Here is a 20,844-nt window from a genome sequence, read left to right on the forward strand (position 1 = left end):
AGTCTAAACGGGAATATTTTTCTCAAGTCCCTTGTTTGCCGTCAGCCATCCTTTCGATGCTTTTGTTTTTACCGCAAGCCAGAGAGCAAATCGAGGGAACAGAGCAGGTAGGATTACGATAGAGAATCGCAGACTGGCAGGCACCATCACCTCTCCTTTGTTTTTGCGAATGGCCTTAAGAATGGCTTTCGCCACATCGATCGGTTCGATCACAGGAGTGAAAGCGGACGGTTTGACCCCGTCGATCATTCTGGTTTTTGCCATGGAAGGGCAGATCCAACTGACTCCGATTTTAGTTTCGTAAAGTTCCATCCGTAAAGCTTGGGAAAAACCTACGACTGCATGTTTCGTTGCGGAATAAATAACGGTTCCTTCCGAACCGAATTTACCTGCGATGCTTGCCAGATTGACTATATGCGCTTCCGGTTGAGAAGATAAATGAGGAAGGCAGGAGTGAGTGAGTTTTGCGACTCCCTCTATATTGATGGAGATCGCTTTTTTCCAAACGGAAAAGTTTTGGGAAATAAAAGGCCCGGAAGGAGCGATACCTGCATTATTGATCAGGATTTGGAAAGAACGACCTTCGTATTGAATTTGTTTGGTGAATGTTTCTATGTTTTCTTCACGGGACAAATCGCACGAATAACCGTAGAATTTGACTCCGAAAGATTCCACCTGTTTCTGCACATCGGACATAGTTTCCTTCAAGACATCGACACCTATGATATGGACGCCTGCCTTTGCCAATTCCACACAGGTAAGAGCGCCGATTCCCATTCCTGCACCCGTAACTAAAGCCGTTTTTCCTTTGATTTCCATACCCTAGAATTCGATTCGTTTTTTTGTTTCGTCAATCCAAATCGTAAAAGAATAGTGATTCTATGTCTTATCAACTTCTGAAAAAAGAATCCGGCCATCATCTTCCCACGGTCGAGTCGACCAATGAATGGATCAAAGACCTTTCCGTTCCGCCGGGATCTTGGGTGGTTGCGGAAGAACAAACGAAAGGGAAAGGAAGAGGCGGAAACTCATGGCTTTCGTTAGGCGATGATAAAATTATTTTTTCCGGCAAAATACGGTTTCCTGCGGCAGATATTTCTCTTCCTCTTTTTTCCATCTTCGTATCGGGAGCGCTCCTTCGATCGATCCTTTCCCTTTTTCCTGAAAGAGAAAAGGATACTACGATCAAATGGCCGAACGATATCTATCGGGGAGAAAAAAAAGTAGCAGGCATTCTTATCGAATCCGAATTTACAAACGGAATTTATACCATCGTGATCGGAATGGGTTTGAATGTTTACGGAAAAGAAATTCCTGACTCGCTGAAGAACAAAACCTGCTTTTTGTTAGATGAATCTCCTATGGAAGGAGTTTTGGAAAGACTTACTTTCAAGTTTATAGAAGAAATCAATTCTTATGTCATTCATCTTTTGGATCCGGGCCAAATCCTCAAAGAGATGATTTGGATCGAAGAACATTCCTTTCTGAAAGACAAAGCGATCGAAACGGAATGGGATTCAAAAATCGTCCGAGGGAAAGTTTTGGGAATTGATGAATTCGGATTTTTGATTTTAATGACGGAGAAGGGAGAAAAAATCGAATTGATGGATACTTCTCCTAGTTTTCGGGTGATTTAGATGCAAGACAAACCTCTTTTATTAGTAGTCGATGTGGGAAACACAAACACTGTGTTCGGAATTTTCAGAGAAGGAGAAGACCAGCCCGATTTTCACAAAAGAACGGTCACTCGCAGAGACAGAACTTCCGACGAATTGGGTTTGTTTTTAAAAGGGTTTTTATCCCAAGAGAACGTAAAATCGGACAGCATCAAACGGGCGATTTATTCCAGTGTCGTGCCTTCTCTTAATCCTATTGTAGAGCGTATGTTAGAGGATTGGTTCGACGTAAAACCTCTGCGTGTTCATTATCAAATGAAATTAAATTTCGGCATCACTTACCCTCGCCCCTTCGAGATCGGAGCGGATAGACTTGTGAATGCGGCCTATTGCGCTAAATCTTATCCGGGAAGAAAAGCGATCCTTGTGGATTTGGGAACTGCAACTACTTTCTGCGTCATCAATGAAAAACCTGAATATGTAGGCGGAGTCATCGCACCAGGATTGAAAATTTCCATGGACGCTTTGACTAGAAACACCGCTCAGCTTCCTCCCATCATATTCGGATCGCCTACACAAGTATTAGGCGGATCGACTGTTGAATCCATTCAGTCCGGCTTTTTCTACGGATGGGTGGGTCTGTTGAAAGGGATCGTAAGCGCAATCAAACAAGAGTTGCCTGGCGATTATATCGTAGTAGGAACAGGCGGTCTCGTCACAACCATCCATGCATCGCATAACCAAGTGTTTGATGAGATCGATCCTATGATGACTTTGAAAGGTCTGAAGATCCTTGCGGATTTGAATTCATAGTCCCAAAAGAAGTTTTCTATACTCTTCCCCGATCATTTCCATTCCGATCTGATTGGGGTGAATGGGATCGTCCACCGAATACAAAAGAAGTTGGCCGGAGTGGTTCGAAAAAAGTTTTTCCAAGTCCGCTAGCCTGTATGTGGCTTTGTTTCCTGCAAGATTACGAATTGTTTCGTTGTTTTCCCTCACACTTGTTTGAATCCCTACTTGTTCCGTCAAAGGTACAGTAGACAAAACAATAAAAGACGGGTTTTTGAGTTCCAACCTGTTTAATAACTCGGAATAGTTTTCCCGAAATTTATATGTACCTTGCGACAAAGCATCGTTCGTTCCCAATTCTACGATCCATATATCCGTAGGAATCCCTTCTATATGAGAGGAATTTTCGAGCCAGGAAGAGATGTTGTATCCTGCAATGGATACGTCCGTCACAGAATAGTTGTTAGGCAGCTTTGCTTTGAGTCCGAAACCATCCGATAATTGTGCGATTGAATCGCCCACTACGGTCACTCGTATGGGAACTGTTGAGACTGTGAGGAGGCTTTGTAAAGAGTCGTTATTTTGTTTCGAATCGTAACAATGGACGAAGGATAATGAGCAAAAAACTGCGATGAGAAAATGAAATCGGAAACCTTTCATGGGACAGCCGGAATCGGTTTGCGATAAACAATTGTTTGGTAATGGAGCCAATGGTTGCTGGGAACGGGGATACTCCATTCTTCCCGAATCCAGTCAGGATGTTTTTCCAAAAATGCACTGATGGATTTGTTCTTTAAAGATTCGTTGTAAAAAACAAAAGCTTCTTGGTTTTCGATCGTGGTTTTATAATCGTCTGTTGGAAATTCCAGTTCTCCAGGAATGAATTCCAAAATATTCTGGTTCGGATTTTTCTCTTTTAAGTAGAAGTAAGGATCGGGGAGTGCTTGTAGATAAACGTTTTTATAGGGACGAAGGACCGTTTCCAATCTTTGGAAATGAGCCGTTAGTATTTTTTCACTGTCAAAGCGGATCCAATGCAAATTCGTAATCTGAATCCAGCCTAACAAAGATAATAAAATTCCCCCGGCCGCCAAAATCCTACCTAAGGATTTTTGTTCGATCAAAATGGCCATTCCCCAGGCGAAAGGGAAAAGGAAATGATAAACATACCATCCTTCCGAAGAAGAGTATAATGCGAGTAAAACGGTGATCCACCAAACCCAGAATAATTTCATTCGGGGAGAAAGAGTTTTTTTATCTTTCAAAAAGGCCAAAGAAACTGCGGACATAAGAAGAATTTGAAGAGCGATCAAAACAAGTCTGATTTTAGAAAATGCGAATCCGAAGAGGAAAATTTTCAGCTTAGTCAGCAGATCGAAACTTCCCAGAAGAGTTTTTTTACGGATCAACTGAGCTCCGAACTGCACTTGAAACAAATACCAATCCGGATGGATGTAAAAGGCCCAAACGAGCAGAGGAAGAATTCCACCTAATCCAAAATATACGATTTTCTTCCGGAAATCTTTTCTGTCAGATAACAACGAATATGCTGTCACCAGTCCCAAAGAAGCCCCGAAAGGATGGGAAAGTGCGGAACAAGAAAGCAGAATCCCCGCTAAAAAAGACTTAAAGGAACTTTTTCCCTTCGAAGTGGCTGCGATCAGACTCAGTAAAAAGAAAAAAGAAGTGAGTCCTTCCATTCTGGCAGCGGAACCGAATCGAAAGAACAAAGGTTCCATGAGTATGGTTGCGAATCCGACTAACATTCCCGGTCTGCTGAATTTGAATCGAGAGGAAAGAACCAAAAACAAACCTGCGGAAGCATAAATGGTCAAAGCACTGAGGAGTCTGACTGTAAAAATAGTCTGTGGGAAAATTTTGAGAAACCCTGCGGATGCAAGCATATAGGAAGGAGGCATCCAAAGTGTTTTCGATTCCATCCCTGGAATCAGTCCTTTTAGAACTGTAGTACCTAATACACCTGTATTGGCAAACGACTGAGCGGGAGAAAAGAAAAGAACCTCATCCGGCCAAATAGGAGGAAGATAAGGATGATTTAGAAAAAAGAAGATCCAGAAAAAGGCGGATAGAACGAAAAAGGCAAGAATCGGCAATCGGTTCGAAAAAAGACTATTTGGAAAGAGAAGCGGTTGCTTCTTGTTCTGTTTCGAAGACTTCAAAGAGATCAAGCAGTTCCACCACATCGAATACCTTCTTTACAGGAGGTGTGATGCAGCAAAGTTTCAACTTTCTTCCTTGTTTGTCCAGCTCTCTCACCATCCCCACGAAAATTCTAATTCCGGAAGAGGAAATGTAAGAGATTAGCTCTAGGTTGATGATGATGTCACCTTCACCGTTTTGCACATCGTCTGCCAATTTGGCTTCCACTTCATCGGAATGAGTGATGTCCAAACGTCCATTGAGATGAACTAAAGTGTGTTTCCCTATTTTTTTGGTGATAATTTCCAAAACGAGCCTACTTAGGGCAACAATCTCGTAAATAAGTTATGCTTCAAGAAAATTTTAGGCGGCTTTGCACTTGAAATCATCAAAAAACTCATGTTTTTGCGAATTCTGATACAATATGAGTCTTTGTTTGGTCGATTTGGAGGACCTGTGCCCTAAAAAAGTCTGAATTTCACGCAAAGGAAACCCTTGGTCCCAAAAATAGAGCGCGATGGCATCCCGAATCAGGGGGACATTCACTTCTTTTTGCAGAAGCAGGCTCGCTTTTTTAAGAATGTACTGCACCGATCGTTTCTCTCTTGCTCCGTCTTTGCCTGGGAACAAAGATCGATCGGGGTTTTCTTCATAGGAATAACGATAGAGTTCTTTTGAAAATTCATTAGCAAGAGTTATGTTTCTTTTTTGTAATCTATTTCTTTCCGGGATGCACATGGAGGTGGATTCATAGTCGAAATTATGTATCTTACACATTAAAAGTTCGGGAACGGAAATGCCTGTGGAAAATAAAAATTTTAGAATGAGATAATGAATGTGGTTTTTGTTTCTAAAATAGAAGAACAGTTTTCTGAGATCGGATTGAGTGAAGAGACAAGTTTCAAAATGAGAAAGATCGACGATCAAATCCAATGGGAGAAGGGGGAAAGTGTTGTTGAGAGAGTTTTGATTACGCATATTAGTTTTCCAAAGAAATTATCGGAGTAAAAATTTCACCTTTCCGCTAATTCTATGTAATATATGCCTTCTACTTGGCATTTAGTTCCTATAATAAATTGACTTTTTCACCTTTTTGCCCGAATTCTTTTTCTGCTTGATTCTCTGTTCCATAAATTTCAAATTTTGGGAAACAGAAAATTAGGATGATGTGCGTATGGATTCCCTGGAATTAAAATCAAAAGACCCTGAACTTCAGTTAACCGAAGAAGATATGAAAAAAGTCCAGGAGTTGACTGGCCAGATCAAATTGAATGATCCGAATGAAATCATTCAATACGGATCTTCTGCGCAAGCTAGAGTTTCCGAATTTGCGGACAAGGTGCTTGCCGAAATCAAAACGAAAGACTCCGGTTATGCGGGAGAATTATTAAACAACCTCCTATTCAAAGTAAAAGATCTCAATCTGGACGGGATCGGAGGAGAAGGAAGTCCTTTGGCAAAAATTCCTGTGATCGGCGCTCTCTTCGACGCATCCAGGCGATTTTTGGCGAAATACGAAGATCTATACTCTCAAATCGAAAAGATCATCGAAGAACTTTATACGGCAAGAACCACTCTCACAAAAGACATCACTCTTTTGCAGGCGTTATACGAAAAGAACTTGGAATATTTCAAAGACATTCAGGTTTATATCGCCGCAGGTGACTTAAAAGTCACAGAACTTAGGGATAAAATCCTTCCTGAGATGTTGGAAAAAGCGAAAGCACAAGGCGATACTCTTGCATCTCAAAAATACCAAGATATGGTGCAGATGGTAGATCGTTTCGAGAAAAAAATACACGATCTAAAACTCAGCCGTGTTCTTTCTTTGCAAACCGGACCTCAGATCCGTTTGATCCAGAACGGAAATCAGGTGTTAGTCGAAAAAATCCAAAGTTCCATCCTCAATACGATCCCTCTTTGGAAAAATCAAATCGTTATCGCTTTGGGACTCATCCGCCAAAAGAAAGCTTTGGAAGCTCAAAAAGCGGTCAGCAAAACCACAAACGATTTGATCCAAAAAAACGCAGAGATGTTGAAGACGGGAACGATCGAAATTGCGAAAGAATCCGAAAAAGGAATCGTAGAGATCGAAACTTTGAAGAAAGTAAATCAGCAGTTGATCGAAACCATCACCGAAACTTTGAAAATCCAGGAAGAAGGCAGAAAAAAACGAAAAGATGCGGAACAAGAGTTGGTAAGACTCGAATCCGAAGTCAAACAAAAGTTATTGGAAGCTAGATAAGAATGGAACCATCCGAAATTCAATCTTCGGAAGAGAAAAGATGGGCGAGAAGAGCCCATCTAACTACTCTTCTAGTTTATCCTTTGGCACTACTTCCTTTCCCGTTCGCATGGGAAGCTTTGGGTGCGGTTGCGCTTCCTTTTCTTCTTTGGATCAGTAGACCTTCCGGTTCCTATTCCTCAAGACAGGCGTTGGAAGCGATGTATTTACAAACATTAGTTGGTCTGGGTTACTTCGGCTTCGGCCAGGCATTTTCAGAAGACAGAGTTCTCTTCGTATTTTCATACGTTTTCGTGGCTTTCCTTCATTTATTGTTTTTAGGTTTCGGTGTTTTTAAAACTACTATAGGTAAACCTCATAATTATCCTTTCAGTTTTATTCCTGCATTATTTGCTTCCAAAACGAGAAAGAAAAATTGGAACGATCTCAAAAAACGGTTTCAGAACGGAGGAGACTTCGACAAATTCAAAGCCCATTTGGAAAAAATTGACTCCGTAAAACAAACAATAGATGCAGAAGCGAAACTTTTGCCGGATGCGAATCTTCAAAGTTTAGCGAATCAATTTTCCGTTTCTTTGGAAGATCTCAAACTCAGACTTTTGGAAGATCCTTCTTCCTACAAAAAAGCGGAACAATATCTGAACTATTTTCCGGAGACTACTTCTAAGATCCTTTCTCAATACAATCGAGTGAGTCGGGGAGGAGAAGCGGACAATGAAAAAAGAAAAACGGAACTGGAACAACTGCTCCAAGAAGTCATCAAAACTACGAAAGAAGTTCGCGGTAAACTGAAAGCAGACGAAACTTTGAACTTAGATGTTGAAATCACCGCCATGAAAAAAAACATAGATTTTGGCGGATACTAAATGGAGTCGGAACTCAAAGACAGGTCTTATCATTTTCTTAATTTTTTACCTTCGGTCGGAAACTTTTTAGCCGAAAAACATCTCTCTACAAATTTGCAGGTTTCCGAAAAGGGAACCTACGATTTGGTTACGGAAGCCGACTTGGGTGCGGAGAAAATGGTTTTGGATGAGATCCAAAAGTTTTATCCTCACGACGGTTTTTTATCCGAAGAGTTCGGAGAACATCACGGAGATTCCGGTTTCCGTTGGATTATAGATCCGTTAGACGGCACTACAAATTACACTCACGGCCTTCCTTTGTACGGAGTGTCCGTCGCGGTGGAACATGAAGATACCAAACAACCTGTGATCGGGATGGTTTATTTTCCCGAATTGAATACTTTTTATCATTCCATCAAAGGCAAAGGCGCCTTCCGGGATAAAACTCAAATCCATGTATCTACTCGCAAAAGTATGAAAGAAGCCTTATTCGTTACCGGCTTTCCTTACGATAGAAACAAATCTTTGGATGTTTTGATGGTGTATTATAAATCCATACTTCAAAAATCGAGAGGCATTCGTAGAACCGGAGCCGCTACTTTGGATTTATGTTGGATCGCCGATGGTAAGTTTGACGGTTATTACGAATTGGGTCTTAAACCTTGGGATATGGCAGCGGCGGGACTCATCGTACAAGAAGCAGGCGGAATGGTCACCACTATGGATGGGAACGACTTTAATGTTTATACACCCAGCATATTGGCGACGAACGGACTTCTTCACGAGTTTTTACTCAATGAATTCGAAGGCCATATCAATCGAGTAGTTTACTAACGACTCCAAGAAGTTTGTTCGTAACGATTTCTTTCGTAAAATTGGCCTTCACATAATTCTTTCCGTTGTTTCCCAGTCTTTGGCCCACTTCTTTGTGTTCCAAAAGATACTCCAGGGAGCGGCGGAAAGAAATTTCATCCGAATAATACAGACCTCCCTGACTTCTTTCGCAGTGGCCCCGCATCACATCCGATTTACCGTTCACTAAAACAGGTTTTCCATACGACCAAGCTTCCATCATCGCAATGGAAAAACTTTCCAAAGGCGAAGGGTTTAATACCAAATAACAATCGTTTAGTAGCTTTTCTTTTTCTTTTTGTTCCACAAAACCTTTGAGGTGAACGGAAGAAGGAATGAGAGAATCGGGCAGATGTTTGTTTCCTATGCACGATAAAAAGATATTTTCGGAAGGATAAAATTTCCTCCATTCATCGTACTGACGAAAAAGTTCTCCGAATCCCTTTGCAGGTTCGATTCTCCCCAAGGTGAGTAGAGAAACGGATTCCGAATCTTCTTCGGTTTCTGTTTTTGCGAGATCCGGCATAGGAACATAGGTTCCAATATAAGCATAGTTTGTCGGTAAAGTTCCCATTCTGTTTTTGTAAACTTCCGCTTCTTCGGGAGCATTAAAGGAATAGGAATATTTCGGTAAAAAAGTTCTTTCGTAAACGGGAAGTCTGAGAGGAGGTTCATCGTGAAACGTAGGAATGATCAGAACCGGTTTTTTCAGTTTGGGGAGCAATTTTACGATGGGATAATACAAATATCCCACTAAAAGGAAGAGATCGAATTTATTTTCTTCCTCTAACACTGTATTGACGAGATCCGGAAGATAGGGACCTTGTTCTTGCAGAAAATAATCTTCCAGTCCTATAGGAACATCTTTCCCTTGTTTTAGGCAAAGTTCCAGAATCTGGTTCATATTGTTCATAGACCTGGTCTGTAAAACGGGAAATCTTCTGATTCGGAGACCTTCCCATTCTTCCGTACCTGGTTTGAGTTCCGTTTTCCAAGTCGTATAGTCTTTCGCACAAGAAGTGAAAATGGTAATATCGTAATGTTCTTTCAGGATTTCTGCGTAATCTTTTGCCAGTTTTTCCGCGCCGCCCGCAACATCGGGATGGAATCTGGGAATAACGATCGCTATCTTTTTTTTCTCAGAGGGAGCGGGCATGTTCTTCCAAACTATTTAATAAAAGTTTTATGTCGGTGCGAGAGGAATAAGATTCAAGTCTTTGCGATTGTTTCAAAAGCACGGATTCTTTTTTATCAGGATTCGATTCGAGTTCCAGAATCATGTTTATGATTTCTTTGAAATTTTTCGTTCGAAACAATACTCCTGCTCCATCCATTGTTTCTGCAACGGCACCTGCATCGAATGCGATGACAGGAAGTTGGAACAACATGGCTTCGAGAAGAGGAACACAAAAACCTTCGTGTTCACTCATGGAAAGAAAATAACTGCTCTCTTGATAGAACTTGGAAAGGATCGCTTCGTTCACATAAGGAACGATTTGAACTTCTTCTTTCAATTCGTAAGTTCGAATCATCATTTCCAATTCATCCAGATAGGTTTGTTGGTTCGGGTTGCAGAAACCTACGATTTTCATCGAAAAAGGTTTTTCCGAAAAAGATTTCCAGATTTTTGCGAATCGAATGAGATCGTCTTGCCTTTTGTTAGGTGCAATTCTTCCTACAAAAAGGAATTGGATGGGATCTTTTTTATGTTTTTCATGAGAGATATCTTTCCACTTCTTGAAATTGATATGAAGAGGAAGAAGTTTAGGGTTTTCGAAACCTAAATCCACTAGTTCGCTTCTATTGAAGTTGGATACCGCAAAATATTTGTTAAATTTTTCTTTGATTATGGAAAGATCGTTTCTGCCTTCTCTCAATAAATATGTGAATTTGAGATCGTAAGGCTCGAAAAAACCGTGAGGAGTCACATTATGATAGATGAGTATTTTTCGATTGGGAAGTTTTAAAAGATAAGGAAGCACTTCCGTATGAATGGAATGATGATAGATAAGAACATCTTTGTCCGAGATTTTTGCTTTAGTGAATTTTTCAGCGTAGTTTCCTTCCGCCTTATAAACGTTTCCCGAAAATAATTTTCCTTTCCAGCCGTTGGATTGGAGGAGTTTTTTGATCTCCATCATCTCTTGAGAGATAGCATCTCCCAATTGAAATCCCGCAGAGAATTGATGTACAGAAAAATTAAGATTCAAAGTAGACTCACCAATTTGGGCAGTGTTTCTACCCAAGGAAACTCATTATAGTAAGATAATGCGCTTCTTTGAGAGTTTAAAATTTGATCTATTTTTTTGGCATCCTTAAAAACGGATTCGATTTCATTCGCCAGAGCCGTGTAGTTTTTATTTCGAAAGAGATAACCGCCTTCTCTCATCGTAGAACGGATGGCTCCTTGTTCGAAAGCGAATACGGGCAAGTTCATTCCGAAAGCTTCCAAGATCGGCAGACAGAATCCTTCATGTTCGCTCATGGATACGAATGCGGAAGAACGTTTCAAAACGGATAAAACTTCTTCGTCGGAAAGCCCTGTCATAAATTCCACATCCGCTTCCAGTCGAAGTTCGTTCACTTTGTTTTTAAGAAGATCGAAATAACCGTCGAAAGCTCCGATCACGGAACCGATACAATAGAGTTTGGAGTGAGGGTGTTTTTTTTTCCAATGAAAGAAAAACTCGATTAGATCTTCCCATTTTTTCTGAGGAGAGTATCTTCCCACGAAACAAATGGAACCGTTGTTAAATTCTTTTTCCGTATGTGGATGAATTCGATAGGACTTACAGATGGGTAGAACGGATACATTTTTAAAATTCAAATCGGCGATGGTTTCCGCATTGAAAGGAGAATCACACCATACCGAATCGCAGAAGATGGAAAGAGTTGCCAGTTCCAAATAAGAAAGCGATTCGAAACGAAGCATGGATTGATAAATTTCGGGAGTGGTACTGGTCTTATAAAAATTAGCAGGAGTTATATTGTGGAAACGAAGTATTTTTTTTCCGGGAAGGTTCTGGAAAAAATCAAAAGGATAACCTTGCCCTCCATAATGCAGGATGTGAACATCCTTGGGAGTCAAAGGAAGTTTTTGCTGCGAAGTCGGATAAAAATTCGTATCTGGGACATGTTTTCCTTTTCTAGGAATGCGGGTGATGAAATTCGATTTCCAGCCTAATGTTTGAAATGCGGCTGCCAGACCAAGAGCATCATTTCCTACTCCGTCGGAATCTTTCAGTTCGTCCAAATGTTGGAAAACATTCATTAGGAGATTTTTGTATATTTGATGACTTTTAAATTATCGGATACGGAAAGATCTCTTTCCTTGGAAAAACCGAAACCGGAAAGATAACCGCTTAATAGTTTTAAATCGATTTTAGAAACATGAACGTCCGCAAAAGGTCTGTTCTTTGCATCCGGCTCCGACTGCACTGAAAAATAGAGATGATGGTTCGGCTGCATCCACCGGGAGAGTTCTGCAAAAATAGTTTCCAGATGATGGGAAGGAAAACGATTCAGAGGGAGAAATAAAATCACATTCATTTTTTGAGAAACGTTTTTCTCCAAAGGAAATAGAGATTCCACCAGTTGGATGTTAGACGATATTTTCTTGAGAATAAAATCGTGTTCACTCGGCTGATTCGTGATCGATAGGAAAGGAATCGTTTGAAACGTAAGCTGTTTCAAAATTTCTCCCCACTCCGGAAACAAAACCAAGGTTTTGCCGGAAGCCTTCAAATCATCTAAAACTAGATTCCAATCCTGCGTGAGTCCTGAATCGTCAAAGTATTGATTGGTGGCCCATCCGAAATTCAGATTTGCCTGTCTGTTTCGGTCGGAGTGAAGAAGGTAGTCCTTGTAAAACCCTTCGAATCTGGTTTCCAGTCTTTGGACTCTTTTGCCGATTCGAATTAACTCGTGTAATACGGAGAAGAAGGCGCGAATTCTGTTTTCGGAAAGTTTTTTATCCACGAGGGAATAAAATCCGATGAATCGATTGAATAAGAATTTAAGAGGACCCTTTATGAACCAAAGTTTCGGATTGGTGAACTTGGGAGGGGCGATCCCTTTTTCGAAAAGATGTGCTGTTCCTGCGGGATCAAATTTGCGGAATCCTTCCGGAGATTCCGGTTGGAATTGCATTTGGGACACCCTTTCCCAATCTATTTCGTTGGAAGGAGATAGAGGGATCTTGGATTCGAGGTCTCGCATAATTTCTTTTACGTTCAATTGCGGATCTCTGATTTCCAGAAACGGGGAAGGTGTGAAAAGGGGTTCTTGCTCCACAGAATTCTTTCTTTGTTGAGAGGATTTGAAATTTTGGGAGAATGGCAACTAAATCTTAGGCTGAAAGCGGAAAATTCCCCCATCTATGAAAAAAATAACTACTTTGGTCACCGGAAGCAACGGGTTTGTGGGCAAATACCTTGTTTCCGCATTGGAAGAGGCAGAAAGGTATGAAATTATTCCTTTTCCCTGCGACATTCGTGATCGGGAAGAAACCGCAAAGCTGATTCAAACTACAAAACCTTCTCTTGTTTACCATTTGGCGGCACAGCCTTTTGTCCCCAGAGCCATAGAAGATCCTTGGGAAACAGAAGCGATCAATGTGGGAGGAACTCTCAATCTTTTGGAGTCTTTGCATCGATTGCAGAGTGAAGTCAGAATGTTGTATGTATCTTCGGCAGATGTGTACGGAAGACAAAATCAAACATCTCTTCCTTTGCATGAAGAATTGATCGCAAATCCGATCAATCCCTATTCGGGCAGTAAGTTGGCGGCGGAATCTTACTGCAGACAGTATTCCGCATTCAGCAAAACATTATCAGTCATCATCGCAAGACCTTTCAACCATATAGGCATCGGGCAAAGACCCGAATTCGTAATTCCTAATTTTTGCAATCAAATCATAGAAGCCAAGAGAAAACATCTAACAAACATTCAAGTGGGAGATTTGAATCCCACTCGTGATTTTTCCAATGTGAAAGATATCGTAGAAGGGTATCTTCTTTTGATGGAAAAAGGCGAGTCCGGGCAAATTTACAATATATGTTCGGGAGAGGAAACAAGCATTAGAACCGTAGTGGAGAAACTGATCGCAATCTCAGGAGTATCTATCGAATGTAAGGTGGATGAATCCAGAATTAGATCTGCGGAAACTTCCCGCGTTTTCGGAGACAATCGCAAGCTGAAACGATTGGGATGGTCTTCCAAAAGATCTTTGGAAGATACACTTCTTGAAATTTACAGGGAAATGGAAAACCTCAACTCAGTCTGATTTCGGCAAACAGCTGTTTTTGATTTTTTTCCATTGTGATTGTGAAACGAGCTGTCTGGTTCTTTTTTTCTTCTCGGAGCCGATTAACTTTTTTAAGGTGGCGATTCTTTCCTCAGTGCCTGGATGAGTGCTTAAAAAATCGGTAAAGTCGAAGAATTTGGAAGCTACAGTAGACTTTTTTTCTTCAGGATCTTTGCCGCTGTTTTTGCCTTTGTCTTCTGCCTTAGAAATTTGTTTTTCATCCCTTTGCAGTTTTTCGAAAAAACTATAAAGTCCTGTTAAGGAAAGGTTCGCATCCTTCAGAAGTTGAACCGCATATTCATCCGCTTCCGATTCGAAATCCCTTGAGAATTTTAAAACTAGAATCGTTGTTCCCAGTTCCGAAGCGGTTTCGATCATTTCGAAATCTCCCAATCCTGGTCCCACCAAAATACTGATGGCAAATGCCGTTCCCAATGCCTTGAGTAGGTTTCTGACGTGATGTCTTTTTTCTACGTGAGCGATTTCGTGAGCTAAAACACCTAACACCTCTTCCTGGCTGTCCGCTTTGTTGAGCAGTCCTGATAGAAAATAGATTTTTCCTCCGGAGACTGCGAATGCGTTTGTGTCCGGTCGGGAAATGATTTGAATGGAATACTTGTAAGGCGAATCTTTAGGGCGAATCTCTTCCGTTGCCTTTGTTAAAAATTCTTCCGCTTCTTTGGCTTCGCAAAAATCCATTCCTATACCGGATTCGATTTTTTTGTGAACCATCGAACCGATGCTTTCATCTACGCTGGTGGGAACGAGGCGGTAGATATTTAGAAGACCTAAGTAATATACGAAACCGAAAACCACAAACAGGCACCCGGCTACGGTGATCGTAAGCACAGGATTTATTTCTTTGATGTTATATATGATTTTATGAAAGAAGCCGGTTGTTTTTTTATGTTGGAACCAAACGGATTCCAATGTTTTTGCTTCTTCCTTTGTGCAAAATATTTCCAATACCGGACTTTCGTAAACTTCGTCCGGATTGAGAGTAAGTTTGCATCCGTGAGGGACGAAGTCGAAGTAAGTAAAATTTTGAATCGGAATTTTATGAGTTAGATTTTCGGAAGTGAACTGGAAGTTCGTATTCTGAATGACTGCGACCCCTTCTTCAGGAATCGCAGACTTTCCGTTAAAGTAACGAGATGGATATTCTTTCCCGGGAATCATTTTTATCCGATGAAACCTTCTAAAGCTTCCGCCAAAGCTTCTACACCTTCTACGGTTGCAGATGCAGTTGCATCCGGTTGCGCAGTGATTGTAGAAAAATCGATTTCAGTTTCCAAACTAACAGACTCCAAATAGAGTTTTGTCATGCGAACGACTGCCCAAGGAAAAGCGATGCCCAGTGTAAAGATGACTAATAAATAAGAGATGAATAGATTGAGGAAAATTTGACCGCCAGTGATATCGGAGGAGAATTTTTTACCTTGAAAAGTTGTTTTTCCCCAAATGTAATTTTGGATCTCTGCGGAGAACCAAGCTCCGTAAATTCCTAAAGTCACAATGGAAAGGAAAATTCCTTTGAGACAAAGGAAAAAAAATTCTTTTCCGTCCGCTTGAAATCCGAAATTCGCATTCCCATAACGGATGTTATTTTTGATATAAGTTTCCTGTTCGATATAAAACCAAGGAAAATAAATTCCCAAAGTAATGATGGAAAGAAGTCCGCCTCTTAGATAGATCTTTCCTAATTCCAAACCTTTTCCGTTGAATCCGAAACGAAGGTTGCGGTAACCCGTTCTGGAAGTAAGATATTTGGTTCTTCCTACTAAGATGAAAGGAGCAATGGTAAGGAACAAAGCCGCTGTTAGAATTGTCGAAACGATTTGAACAATGGATTGGGAAACAATCATTCCCACGATGGTATTGATGATCCCTAGAATGATGGCTGCTCCGATAACAAGCACCAAAGCTTTTAAAAAACCGATGAACCTTTCTTTTCCGGTTCCATGAAACGAGAATCGTTCTCCCGCCCATTCCACATTTTCAGCTACGAATTTTTGGACATTCGTCTTTGCCCAAAAATGGTATATGAAGAATGTAAACACTGTTAGAAATGCGTTTTTTAACAAAATGAGAAACAGATTGAGTCCGGTCGCATGGTATTGAATTCGTTTGTTGTCCATAGATCCTGCTTTAGAGATTTCTTGTGGGGTAATTTTGGTGTTAAGTTCGAAGAGTCGTAAAGGAAAATATTATCCTTGTAAAATATTTATTCCTGCAGAGAAAATTAAGCTGAACACAATTCGTGAGTTTTACGTCTATGGAATATATGTTCTCTTTTCGTTTTGTTCCTACGTTTCTTCTTTCGATTCTTTTGTTCGGGATCGGAGGTAATCTTGTCTCTCAATCGGAACTTCCTCCTACTGCAGGAGATCTGCAAGGGCAAGATAAATCCGTCAAACAACCTCCCGCAAGAAAAGAGAAGAAAGGTTGTTGCAAGATCAAATACCCGGCAGGAGGGTATGATTTTTTTCTGGCAACGGAAGAAGATTGCAGAAGCAGTTTGTATTTCGACAGATTTTTAGGAGAGAATAACACATTATGCTTCCGATGGGAAGAGGATTAGATCTACCAAACCTTACCGATGTTAAGGAACAATTCTATCAAACCTTAAATCGATTCCTTCCTATGTACGAAGTGTCCTTGGCGATCGCCGGAGGAGGATGTAAGGCGTTCTACGGTCTAGGCATCGGCAAAGCGCTCCGCAATTGGGGGGTGCGTTTCAACGAAGTGTCCGGAGTTTCCGCAGGAGCCGCAATGGCGCTCTGTATTCTTTCCGAAACCGAAGATGAAACCGTAGAATACTTCGAGGAAATCACAAAACGCAATTCTAGTAATTTCCATTTTTCAAATTTGCTTCGGGGAGAAAGAACCTTTCCTCATGAGGATATGTACAGAAGAGGCATTCGATTCGGAATGAGATTCGATCGAATCCTTGCTTCCGGTGTGAAGGTAATCATTCATACGGTTCGTGCTTATCCGAAAGAAAACTCCCTAAAGAATAAATTCAGACTGGCAAGGTTGATCTCTGAAACGGGAAGAGCCTTTCTTTTGGATGATCGTGACAGAAGCGAAGGCATACCTGCCAACCGCATTTCGGAAATCGTCAAAAAATGGAATATGGAAGATGTGGACTTCACCGAGAAAGATTTTTCCAACCAGGAAGTCATTGAACAGTTTATTTTAAATTCTTCTTCCATTCCTCCCATCGTAGATTTTCAATCCGTAAATAATGAGTATTATTTGGACGGGGGACTTACGAACAATTTGGTGATCGAAAAGTTTGCTCCGAATGCTAAAATCATCGCGATTCATTATGAGCCTGCTACCATCGTAGGAAAAGATCCCGACCTTCTTCGCAAAACTTATATTATGCGTCCATCAAAACGACTTCCTATCACTTCCTTTGACTATACGAATCCGCAGGGAGTGAGAGAAGCTTACGAATTAGGAATAGCGGATGCGGAATCTCAAAAAACGCAGATCTTAGAATATCTACAAAAAGATGTCAGCGAGTTTCTCAGCCGCAGCTGAGAAGGTCTCTTCTTCCGCAATCAAACTCACAATGAGAACCGTCTCCGTTTCGGGGAAACCGTACCAATCCCCCGGATGAAGATACACATTCTTTTCGGACAAAATCTTTTCCGCCCATTCCTCTGAGCTGAGATCTGAGTTTTGGATTTGAATCATCCCGTACCAGCCTGCATCCGAATAAGTCCAAGTTAGGCGAGAGATTTCCGCAAAACGTTCTTGGGCAAACATTACATTTCTTTTGATTCGGTTGAGGATTCGATTTTGAACCATCGATTTCCAAGGAAGAAGTTCGGGAAGCATCGTTTGTATGGGAGAATTTACGGATAAAAAACTATCGGAGATGATTTCCAATCCGGAAAGGGCCTGCTTCTTAAAGGAAGGATTTCCCTGCACATGGATCCAGCTCAATTTCATTTGAGGAAGGGCCAGCATTTTAGAGATTCCGTTGAGAACAAAAACGGGAGCGGAGTCAGTGACAGGATAAAAATGCGAACTTTTATCTGTAAACAGATTCGTATAGTCAGCGAACACTTCGTCCAAGACCAAAACGATTCCCGTTTTTTCGGACCAATCCAGCCATTCTTTCCAATCTTCTTTTCGCATAACAGAGCCTGTAGGATTAGCTGGGCTTACCAAAAGCACAAGTTTGGTCCGGGAAGAAATTTGTCTTTTTACTTCCTCCAGGGAATAATTCCATTCTTTGGATTCGGGCGAGAATGTGAGAGAGTATTCTTTTAAGGAGATGTTTTCCAATTCCGCTAAAAAAGGAAAGAGAGGATACCCCGGTGCGGGGATAAGAATTTCATCGTTCGGATTTGCCAGCAGTTTGAATATAAAAGAATAAGCTTCCGAGGTGCTTGCCGTTAGGATTAGATCTTCCGGATTGATTTCCAGGTTTCTCGTTCGATAGGAAGATGAGATTGCTTCTCTGGTTTGAGGAAGACCTTTCGGATCTGGATTGTATTTCGACCAAAAAGATTTATCTAAGTTATGCGAAAGGATATTGATAGGAAACTCCAACCCCACCAAAGTAGGGTTACTTGCCATTAAATCCAATACGGGAATCGATTGGGTTTCTTTTTCCCTTTTGATTCGGGTCAGTTCATTTTCTTCGTCCGAAATTCCCAAATTTCGAATGCGATCGGAAAACATAAAATCTTTCCTCTTAGACACCATTTATATCGTAAATGTCCTTATATTTCCAATGAAAAAAGATACAAGAAATTGACCAAATGCATTTTATTTTGGATTCTTTTCTGACCACTTGGTCAATGATGGTTGTATGGAAAAAGAATTTCCTCATCCTGACAATCATCCCCTTCATACCATCAAAAAAGAAAGAGCCATCATAGTCGTTCTGGCGGTGCTTCAATTTCTACATATACTGGATTTTGTGATCATGATGCCTCTCGGCCCGGTTTTTATGGAGAGCTTTAAGATCGACTCCACGGAATTCGGTCTTCTGGTTTCAGCATACTCCATCAGTGCAGGGATCTTCGGATTTATCGGAGCCTTTTTTCTGGATCGATTCGACCGCAGATCTTCCTTGCTTACCATCTTCGCAGGATTCGCCTTAGGCACGTTATTCTGTGCTGTGGCTCCTACTTATATCACTCTTCTTTTGGCAAGGATCGTTGCCGGTTGTTTCGGAGGAATGATCAGTGCACTGATTCTATCCATCATAGGAGACATCATTCCTGTGTTCCGCAGAGGAAAGGCGACAGGTGTAGTGATGTCCGCATTCTCGATCGCTTCGGTGATCGGAATCCCCGTAGGATTGTTCTTAGCGAATCAATACGGCTGGCATTTCCCTTTTTTGGCAATCACCGTGATCAGTTTTTTACTTCTGCCTGCGTCTTATAAGATTCTTCCCGAGTTAAAAGTCCATTTGGAACATCATAATCCTACCGATTCGAAATGGTCTTCCGTGAAAACCGTCCTTACTGAGAGATCGCATTATAGTTCTTTTGCGTTCATGATTGCTCTTATGTTCGGAGGATTTTCCATCATTCCGTTTTTTGCGCCTTATTTGGTTTCGAATGTGGGTTTGGATAAAAACGAACTTACCTACATTTATTTTTTCGGAGGATTGTTCACTTTCTTCACAAGCAGATACATAGGGATTTTAGCCGATCGTTATGGAAAATACAAAATGTACGCTATTCTTACGATCCTAGCCGTGGTACCTGTCACTCTCGTTACTAGTTTAGGAAGAACTCCTCTGCCTTGGGTGATCGTTCTCAGTACTTTGTTTATGATCATCGTTTCGGGAAGGATGGTTCCTGCATTCGCACTCGTCACTTCCGCTGTGGAACCTAAAATCAGAGGAAGTTTCATGTCGGTGAATTCTTCGATTCAATCGATTTCCGCGGGAGCTGCATCTTTCATCTCAGGTCATATCCTTACGCAAGGTGTGAACGGAGAGCTAGTGAACTTCGAATTGGTGGGAATGATCTCTATCGTTTGTTTGCTGGTGAGTGTCGTTTTGGCCTCCAAGATCAAAATCCCTGGAAACCATATTTGACTTATCTGAGGAGATTCATCTTCAGGGGCTTGAGAATATCCAGGTTTCCTGTTTCTAAGAAATTCAGAACCAATTCTTTCTGAGAGGGGGAGATCACCTTCCTCTCTTGAAGTTGGTTCAGGATTTCAGTGGCGATTCCTATCTCTGTTCCGTTTAACTCGGAAAAGATGTACTGAATGTTCAGATCCAGCCTGTTTTTTGCAGTATAACTGAGAAGTTTTTCCGTCAGATCCAGTATCTTTTCCTGTCTGCGGATGAGTTCTTCCATCGTGGAAAGCACGATGAATATCTCCATATCGTCCGCAAACAATGCCAACATGTGATCATAAATTTTAGGGGATTGTATGGGAAGCTCATAGATTGCATCGCCTAATGCTTGATAAAGGGTTTTTTCCTCTTCCGGAGTGAAGCCGGTGTAATCTTTGAGATTGGAGACGATGGCGGAAGGAAGTATGACTAAAAATTGACAAGCTAGTTCCGGTTCCTTCATTTCCCGAACCAGATAAACGATCACATCACAGACTTTCTGAAAGTTAAGATAGGTCCAGTATCTGTATCCTCTTACCTTAAAGAAATTTTTTTCTCTTTTTTCTTTGCTGATCGTATCTCTGATGCTGATGAAAGTTTTGTAGTCGGTTCGGAACAAACTGGCGAGAGTTTCCGAAGTGAATGCTTCTATGATGTCCTTCACTAAAGGAGGGTCACTGATATAAAGGTAGTAGGTGACTAGTTCTTGGTTTTCTTTGGATTCGGCCATGAACTCTTCTAGAATTCTATAGTTCGATTGATAAAAGGCGGAGATGCCTACCCGGAAAGTGACCCTGTTCTGTAAAAACGCTCTGAGCTTTTCTTTAGCGATGCACTGCATCTTGTTGATATCAACAAGAGTGTGCGGATCGAAGCTCATTTTACAGTTGTTCGGGCAAGCATCGTCGACAGTAGTTTCTAAAAAACAT

Annotated in this window: 22 protein-coding genes; 9 read left to right on the forward strand and 13 right to left on the reverse strand. The window is 41.2% G+C overall.

Going from position 1 to position 20,844, the window contains the following annotated elements:
• Positions 1 to 3 precede the first annotated feature (3 nt).
• Positions 4 to 819, reverse strand: a complete 816-nt coding sequence (locus tag EHS15_RS18225; protein ID WP_135762020.1) for an SDR family NAD(P)-dependent oxidoreductase — start codon at positions 817 to 819, stop codon at positions 4 to 6.
• A gap of 62 nt (positions 820 to 881) precedes the next feature.
• On the opposite strand from EHS15_RS18225, the gene EHS15_RS18230 reads away from it, so the two are divergent.
• Both EHS15_RS18230 and EHS15_RS18235 read left to right on the forward strand, forming a co-directional pair.
• Positions 882 to 1,637, forward strand: a complete 756-nt coding sequence (locus tag EHS15_RS18230) for a biotin--[acetyl-CoA-carboxylase] ligase (RefSeq protein ID WP_135762021.1) — start codon at positions 882 to 884, stop codon at positions 1,635 to 1,637.
• On the forward strand, positions 1,638 to 2,429 hold the full coding sequence (locus EHS15_RS18235; protein WP_135762022.1) for a type III pantothenate kinase: 792 nt from the start codon (positions 1,638 to 1,640) through the stop codon (positions 2,427 to 2,429).
• On the opposite strand, the gene EHS15_RS18240 is transcribed toward EHS15_RS18235, so the two are convergent.
• Genes EHS15_RS18240 through EHS15_RS18255 form a run of 4 tightly spaced genes read right to left on the reverse strand, consistent with a single transcriptional unit; the run spans position 2,424 to position 5,546 of the window.
• The gene (locus EHS15_RS18240; RefSeq protein WP_167884284.1) at positions 2,424 to 3,068 is read right to left on the reverse strand and encodes an SGNH/GDSL hydrolase family protein; all 645 of its coding nucleotides are present in this window, start codon (positions 3,066 to 3,068) and stop codon (positions 2,424 to 2,426) included. The genes EHS15_RS18235 and EHS15_RS18240 overlap by 6 nt on opposite strands.
• Positions 3,065 to 4,522 (reverse strand): ArnT family glycosyltransferase, encoded by a 1,458-nt coding sequence (locus EHS15_RS18245; protein WP_135762024.1) that lies wholly within the window; start codon positions 4,520 to 4,522, stop codon positions 3,065 to 3,067. The genes EHS15_RS18240 and EHS15_RS18245 overlap by 4 nt, the downstream gene beginning before the upstream one ends.
• Before the next feature lie 16 nt (positions 4,523 to 4,538).
• On the reverse strand, positions 4,539 to 4,877 hold the full coding sequence (locus EHS15_RS18250; RefSeq protein ID WP_135762025.1) for an STAS domain-containing protein: 339 nt from the start codon (positions 4,875 to 4,877) through the stop codon (positions 4,539 to 4,541).
• A gap of 54 nt (positions 4,878 to 4,931) precedes the next feature.
• Positions 4,932 to 5,546 carry a tyrosine-type recombinase/integrase gene (locus EHS15_RS18255; RefSeq protein WP_135762026.1) on the reverse strand — a complete coding sequence of 205 codons (615 nt, stop codon included), beginning with the start codon at positions 5,544 to 5,546 and terminating at the stop codon, positions 4,932 to 4,934.
• Between the two features lie 196 nt (positions 5,547 to 5,742).
• Between EHS15_RS18255 and EHS15_RS18260 the strand changes: the two genes are divergently transcribed.
• Genes EHS15_RS18260 through EHS15_RS18270 form a run of 3 tightly spaced genes read left to right on the forward strand, consistent with a single transcriptional unit; the run spans position 5,743 to position 8,492 of the window.
• Positions 5,743 to 6,813, forward strand: coding sequence for a toxic anion resistance protein (locus EHS15_RS18260; RefSeq protein WP_135762027.1), 1,071 nt, complete (start codon positions 5,743 to 5,745; stop codon positions 6,811 to 6,813).
• A 2-nt stretch (positions 6,814 to 6,815) separates the two neighbouring features.
• Entirely contained in the window at positions 6,816 to 7,679 is an 864-nt protein-coding gene (locus EHS15_RS18265; RefSeq protein WP_135762028.1) for a 5-bromo-4-chloroindolyl phosphate hydrolysis family protein, read from the forward strand.
• A complete protein-coding gene (locus EHS15_RS18270; RefSeq protein WP_135762029.1) occupies positions 7,680 to 8,492 on the forward strand; it encodes an inositol monophosphatase family protein in 813 nt (270 codons plus the stop codon).
• On the opposite strand, the gene EHS15_RS18275 is transcribed toward EHS15_RS18270, so the two are convergent.
• The 4 genes from EHS15_RS18275 to EHS15_RS18290 all read right to left on the reverse strand — a co-directional run bounded on the left by EHS15_RS18275 (position 8,473) and on the right by EHS15_RS18290 (position 12,803).
• A complete protein-coding gene (locus EHS15_RS18275; RefSeq protein ID WP_135762030.1) occupies positions 8,473 to 9,666 on the reverse strand; it encodes a glycosyltransferase family 4 protein in 1,194 nt (397 codons plus the stop codon). The genes EHS15_RS18270 and EHS15_RS18275 overlap by 20 nt on opposite strands.
• A complete protein-coding gene (locus EHS15_RS18280; protein ID WP_135762117.1) occupies positions 9,650 to 10,651 on the reverse strand; it encodes a glycosyltransferase family 4 protein in 1,002 nt (333 codons plus the stop codon). The genes EHS15_RS18275 and EHS15_RS18280 overlap by 17 nt, the downstream gene beginning before the upstream one ends.
• A gap of 65 nt (positions 10,652 to 10,716) precedes the next feature.
• Positions 10,717 to 11,781 carry a glycosyltransferase family 4 protein gene (locus EHS15_RS18285; protein WP_135762031.1) on the reverse strand — a complete coding sequence of 355 codons (1,065 nt, stop codon included), beginning with the start codon at positions 11,779 to 11,781 and terminating at the stop codon, positions 10,717 to 10,719.
• A complete protein-coding gene (locus EHS15_RS18290; RefSeq protein WP_135762032.1) occupies positions 11,781 to 12,803 on the reverse strand; it encodes an LIC_10202 family protein in 1,023 nt (340 codons plus the stop codon). Before EHS15_RS18290 ends, EHS15_RS18285 begins: the two co-directional genes overlap by 1 nt.
• A gap of 85 nt (positions 12,804 to 12,888) precedes the next feature.
• Between EHS15_RS18290 and EHS15_RS18295 the strand changes: the two genes are divergently transcribed.
• Positions 12,889 to 13,794 carry a GDP-mannose 4,6-dehydratase gene (locus tag EHS15_RS18295; protein WP_135762033.1) on the forward strand — a complete coding sequence of 302 codons (906 nt, stop codon included), beginning with the start codon at positions 12,889 to 12,891 and terminating at the stop codon, positions 13,792 to 13,794.
• Here the strand turns inward: EHS15_RS18295 and EHS15_RS18300 are convergent.
• Both EHS15_RS18300 and EHS15_RS18305 read right to left on the reverse strand, forming a co-directional pair.
• Complete coding sequence (locus EHS15_RS18300; protein WP_135762034.1) at positions 13,786 to 14,994, reverse strand: M48 family metallopeptidase; 1,209 nt, start codon at positions 14,992 to 14,994, stop codon at positions 13,786 to 13,788. The two genes, EHS15_RS18295 and EHS15_RS18300, sit on opposite strands and share 9 nt — an antisense overlap.
• A gap of 2 nt (positions 14,995 to 14,996) precedes the next feature.
• A complete protein-coding gene (locus EHS15_RS18305) occupies positions 14,997 to 15,953 on the reverse strand; it encodes a YjgN family protein (RefSeq protein ID WP_135762035.1) in 957 nt (318 codons plus the stop codon).
• Positions 15,954 to 16,099: 146 nt separating this feature from the next.
• Between EHS15_RS18305 and EHS15_RS18310 the strand changes: the two genes are divergently transcribed.
• Both EHS15_RS18310 and EHS15_RS18315 read left to right on the forward strand, forming a co-directional pair.
• Positions 16,100 to 16,396 (forward strand): LIC_11321 family protein, encoded by a 297-nt coding sequence (locus EHS15_RS18310; protein WP_246052299.1) that lies wholly within the window; start codon positions 16,100 to 16,102, stop codon positions 16,394 to 16,396.
• Between the two features lie 62 nt (positions 16,397 to 16,458).
• Positions 16,459 to 17,364, forward strand: a complete 906-nt coding sequence (locus tag EHS15_RS18315) for a patatin-like phospholipase family protein (RefSeq protein WP_246052309.1) — start codon at positions 16,459 to 16,461, stop codon at positions 17,362 to 17,364.
• On the opposite strand, the gene EHS15_RS18320 is transcribed toward EHS15_RS18315, so the two are convergent.
• Entirely contained in the window at positions 17,326 to 18,516 is a 1,191-nt protein-coding gene (locus EHS15_RS18320) for a pyridoxal phosphate-dependent aminotransferase (RefSeq protein WP_167884285.1), read from the reverse strand. The genes EHS15_RS18315 and EHS15_RS18320 overlap by 39 nt on opposite strands.
• Before the next feature lie 130 nt (positions 18,517 to 18,646).
• Between EHS15_RS18320 and EHS15_RS18325 the strand changes: the two genes are divergently transcribed.
• Entirely contained in the window at positions 18,647 to 19,888 is a 1,242-nt protein-coding gene (locus EHS15_RS18325; protein ID WP_135762038.1) for an MFS transporter, read from the forward strand.
• Position 19,889: 1 nt separating this feature from the next.
• On the opposite strand, the gene EHS15_RS18330 is transcribed toward EHS15_RS18325, so the two are convergent.
• On the reverse strand, positions 19,890 to 20,795 hold the full coding sequence (locus tag EHS15_RS18330) for a hypothetical protein (protein ID WP_246052300.1): 906 nt from the start codon (positions 20,793 to 20,795) through the stop codon (positions 19,890 to 19,892).
• Positions 20,796 to 20,844: the final 49 nt, after the last annotated feature.

Source organism: Leptospira idonii (assembly GCF_004770995.1).
GTDB classification, from domain to species: Bacteria; Spirochaetota; Leptospiria; order Leptospirales; family Leptospiraceae; genus Leptospira_A; species Leptospira_A idonii.

Bases quoted from the DNA above. Each gene is read 5' to 3' on its own strand.
- EHS15_RS18225 (WP_135762020.1), bottom strand. From the start codon at position 819: ATGGAAATCAAAGGAAAAACGGCTTTAGTTACGGGTGCAGGAATGGGA.
- EHS15_RS18230 (WP_135762021.1), top strand. From the start codon at position 882: ATGTCTTATCAACTTCTGAAAAAAGAATCCGGCCATCATCTTCCCACG.
- EHS15_RS18235 (WP_135762022.1), top strand. From the start codon at position 1,638: ATGCAAGACAAACCTCTTTTATTAGTAGTCGATGTGGGAAACACAAAC.
- EHS15_RS18240 (WP_167884284.1), bottom strand. From the start codon at position 3,068: ATGAAAGGTTTCCGATTTCATTTTCTCATCGCAGTTTTTTGCTCATTA.
- EHS15_RS18255 (WP_135762026.1), bottom strand. From the start codon at position 5,546: ATGCGTAATCAAAACTCTCTCAACAACACTTTCCCCCTTCTCCCATTG.
- EHS15_RS18260 (WP_135762027.1), top strand. From the start codon at position 5,743: ATGGATTCCCTGGAATTAAAATCAAAAGACCCTGAACTTCAGTTAACC.
- EHS15_RS18265 (WP_135762028.1), top strand. From the start codon at position 6,816: ATGGAACCATCCGAAATTCAATCTTCGGAAGAGAAAAGATGGGCGAGA.
- EHS15_RS18270 (WP_135762029.1), top strand. From the start codon at position 7,680: ATGGAGTCGGAACTCAAAGACAGGTCTTATCATTTTCTTAATTTTTTA.
- EHS15_RS18275 (WP_135762030.1), bottom strand. From the start codon at position 9,666: ATGCCCGCTCCCTCTGAGAAAAAAAAGATAGCGATCGTTATTCCCAGA.
- EHS15_RS18280 (WP_135762117.1), bottom strand. From the start codon at position 10,651: ATGATGGAGATCAAAAAACTCCTCCAATCCAACGGCTGGAAAGGAAAA.
- EHS15_RS18285 (WP_135762031.1), bottom strand. From the start codon at position 11,781: ATGAATGTTTTCCAACATTTGGACGAACTGAAAGATTCCGACGGAGTA.
- EHS15_RS18295 (WP_135762033.1), top strand. From the start codon at position 12,889: ATGAAAAAAATAACTACTTTGGTCACCGGAAGCAACGGGTTTGTGGGC.
- EHS15_RS18300 (WP_135762034.1), bottom strand. From the start codon at position 14,994: ATGATTCCCGGGAAAGAATATCCATCTCGTTACTTTAACGGAAAGTCT.
- EHS15_RS18305 (WP_135762035.1), bottom strand. From the start codon at position 15,953: ATGGACAACAAACGAATTCAATACCATGCGACCGGACTCAATCTGTTT.
- EHS15_RS18310 (WP_246052299.1), top strand. From the start codon at position 16,100: ATGTTCTCTTTTCGTTTTGTTCCTACGTTTCTTCTTTCGATTCTTTTG.
- EHS15_RS18315 (WP_246052309.1), top strand. From the start codon at position 16,459: ATGTACGAAGTGTCCTTGGCGATCGCCGGAGGAGGATGTAAGGCGTTC.
- EHS15_RS18320 (WP_167884285.1), bottom strand. From the start codon at position 18,516: ATGTTTTCCGATCGCATTCGAAATTTGGGAATTTCGGACGAAGAAAAT.
- EHS15_RS18325 (WP_135762038.1), top strand. From the start codon at position 18,647: ATGGAAAAAGAATTTCCTCATCCTGACAATCATCCCCTTCATACCATC.
- EHS15_RS18330 (WP_246052300.1), bottom strand. From the start codon at position 20,795: ATGAGCTTCGATCCGCACACTCTTGTTGATATCAACAAGATGCAGTGC.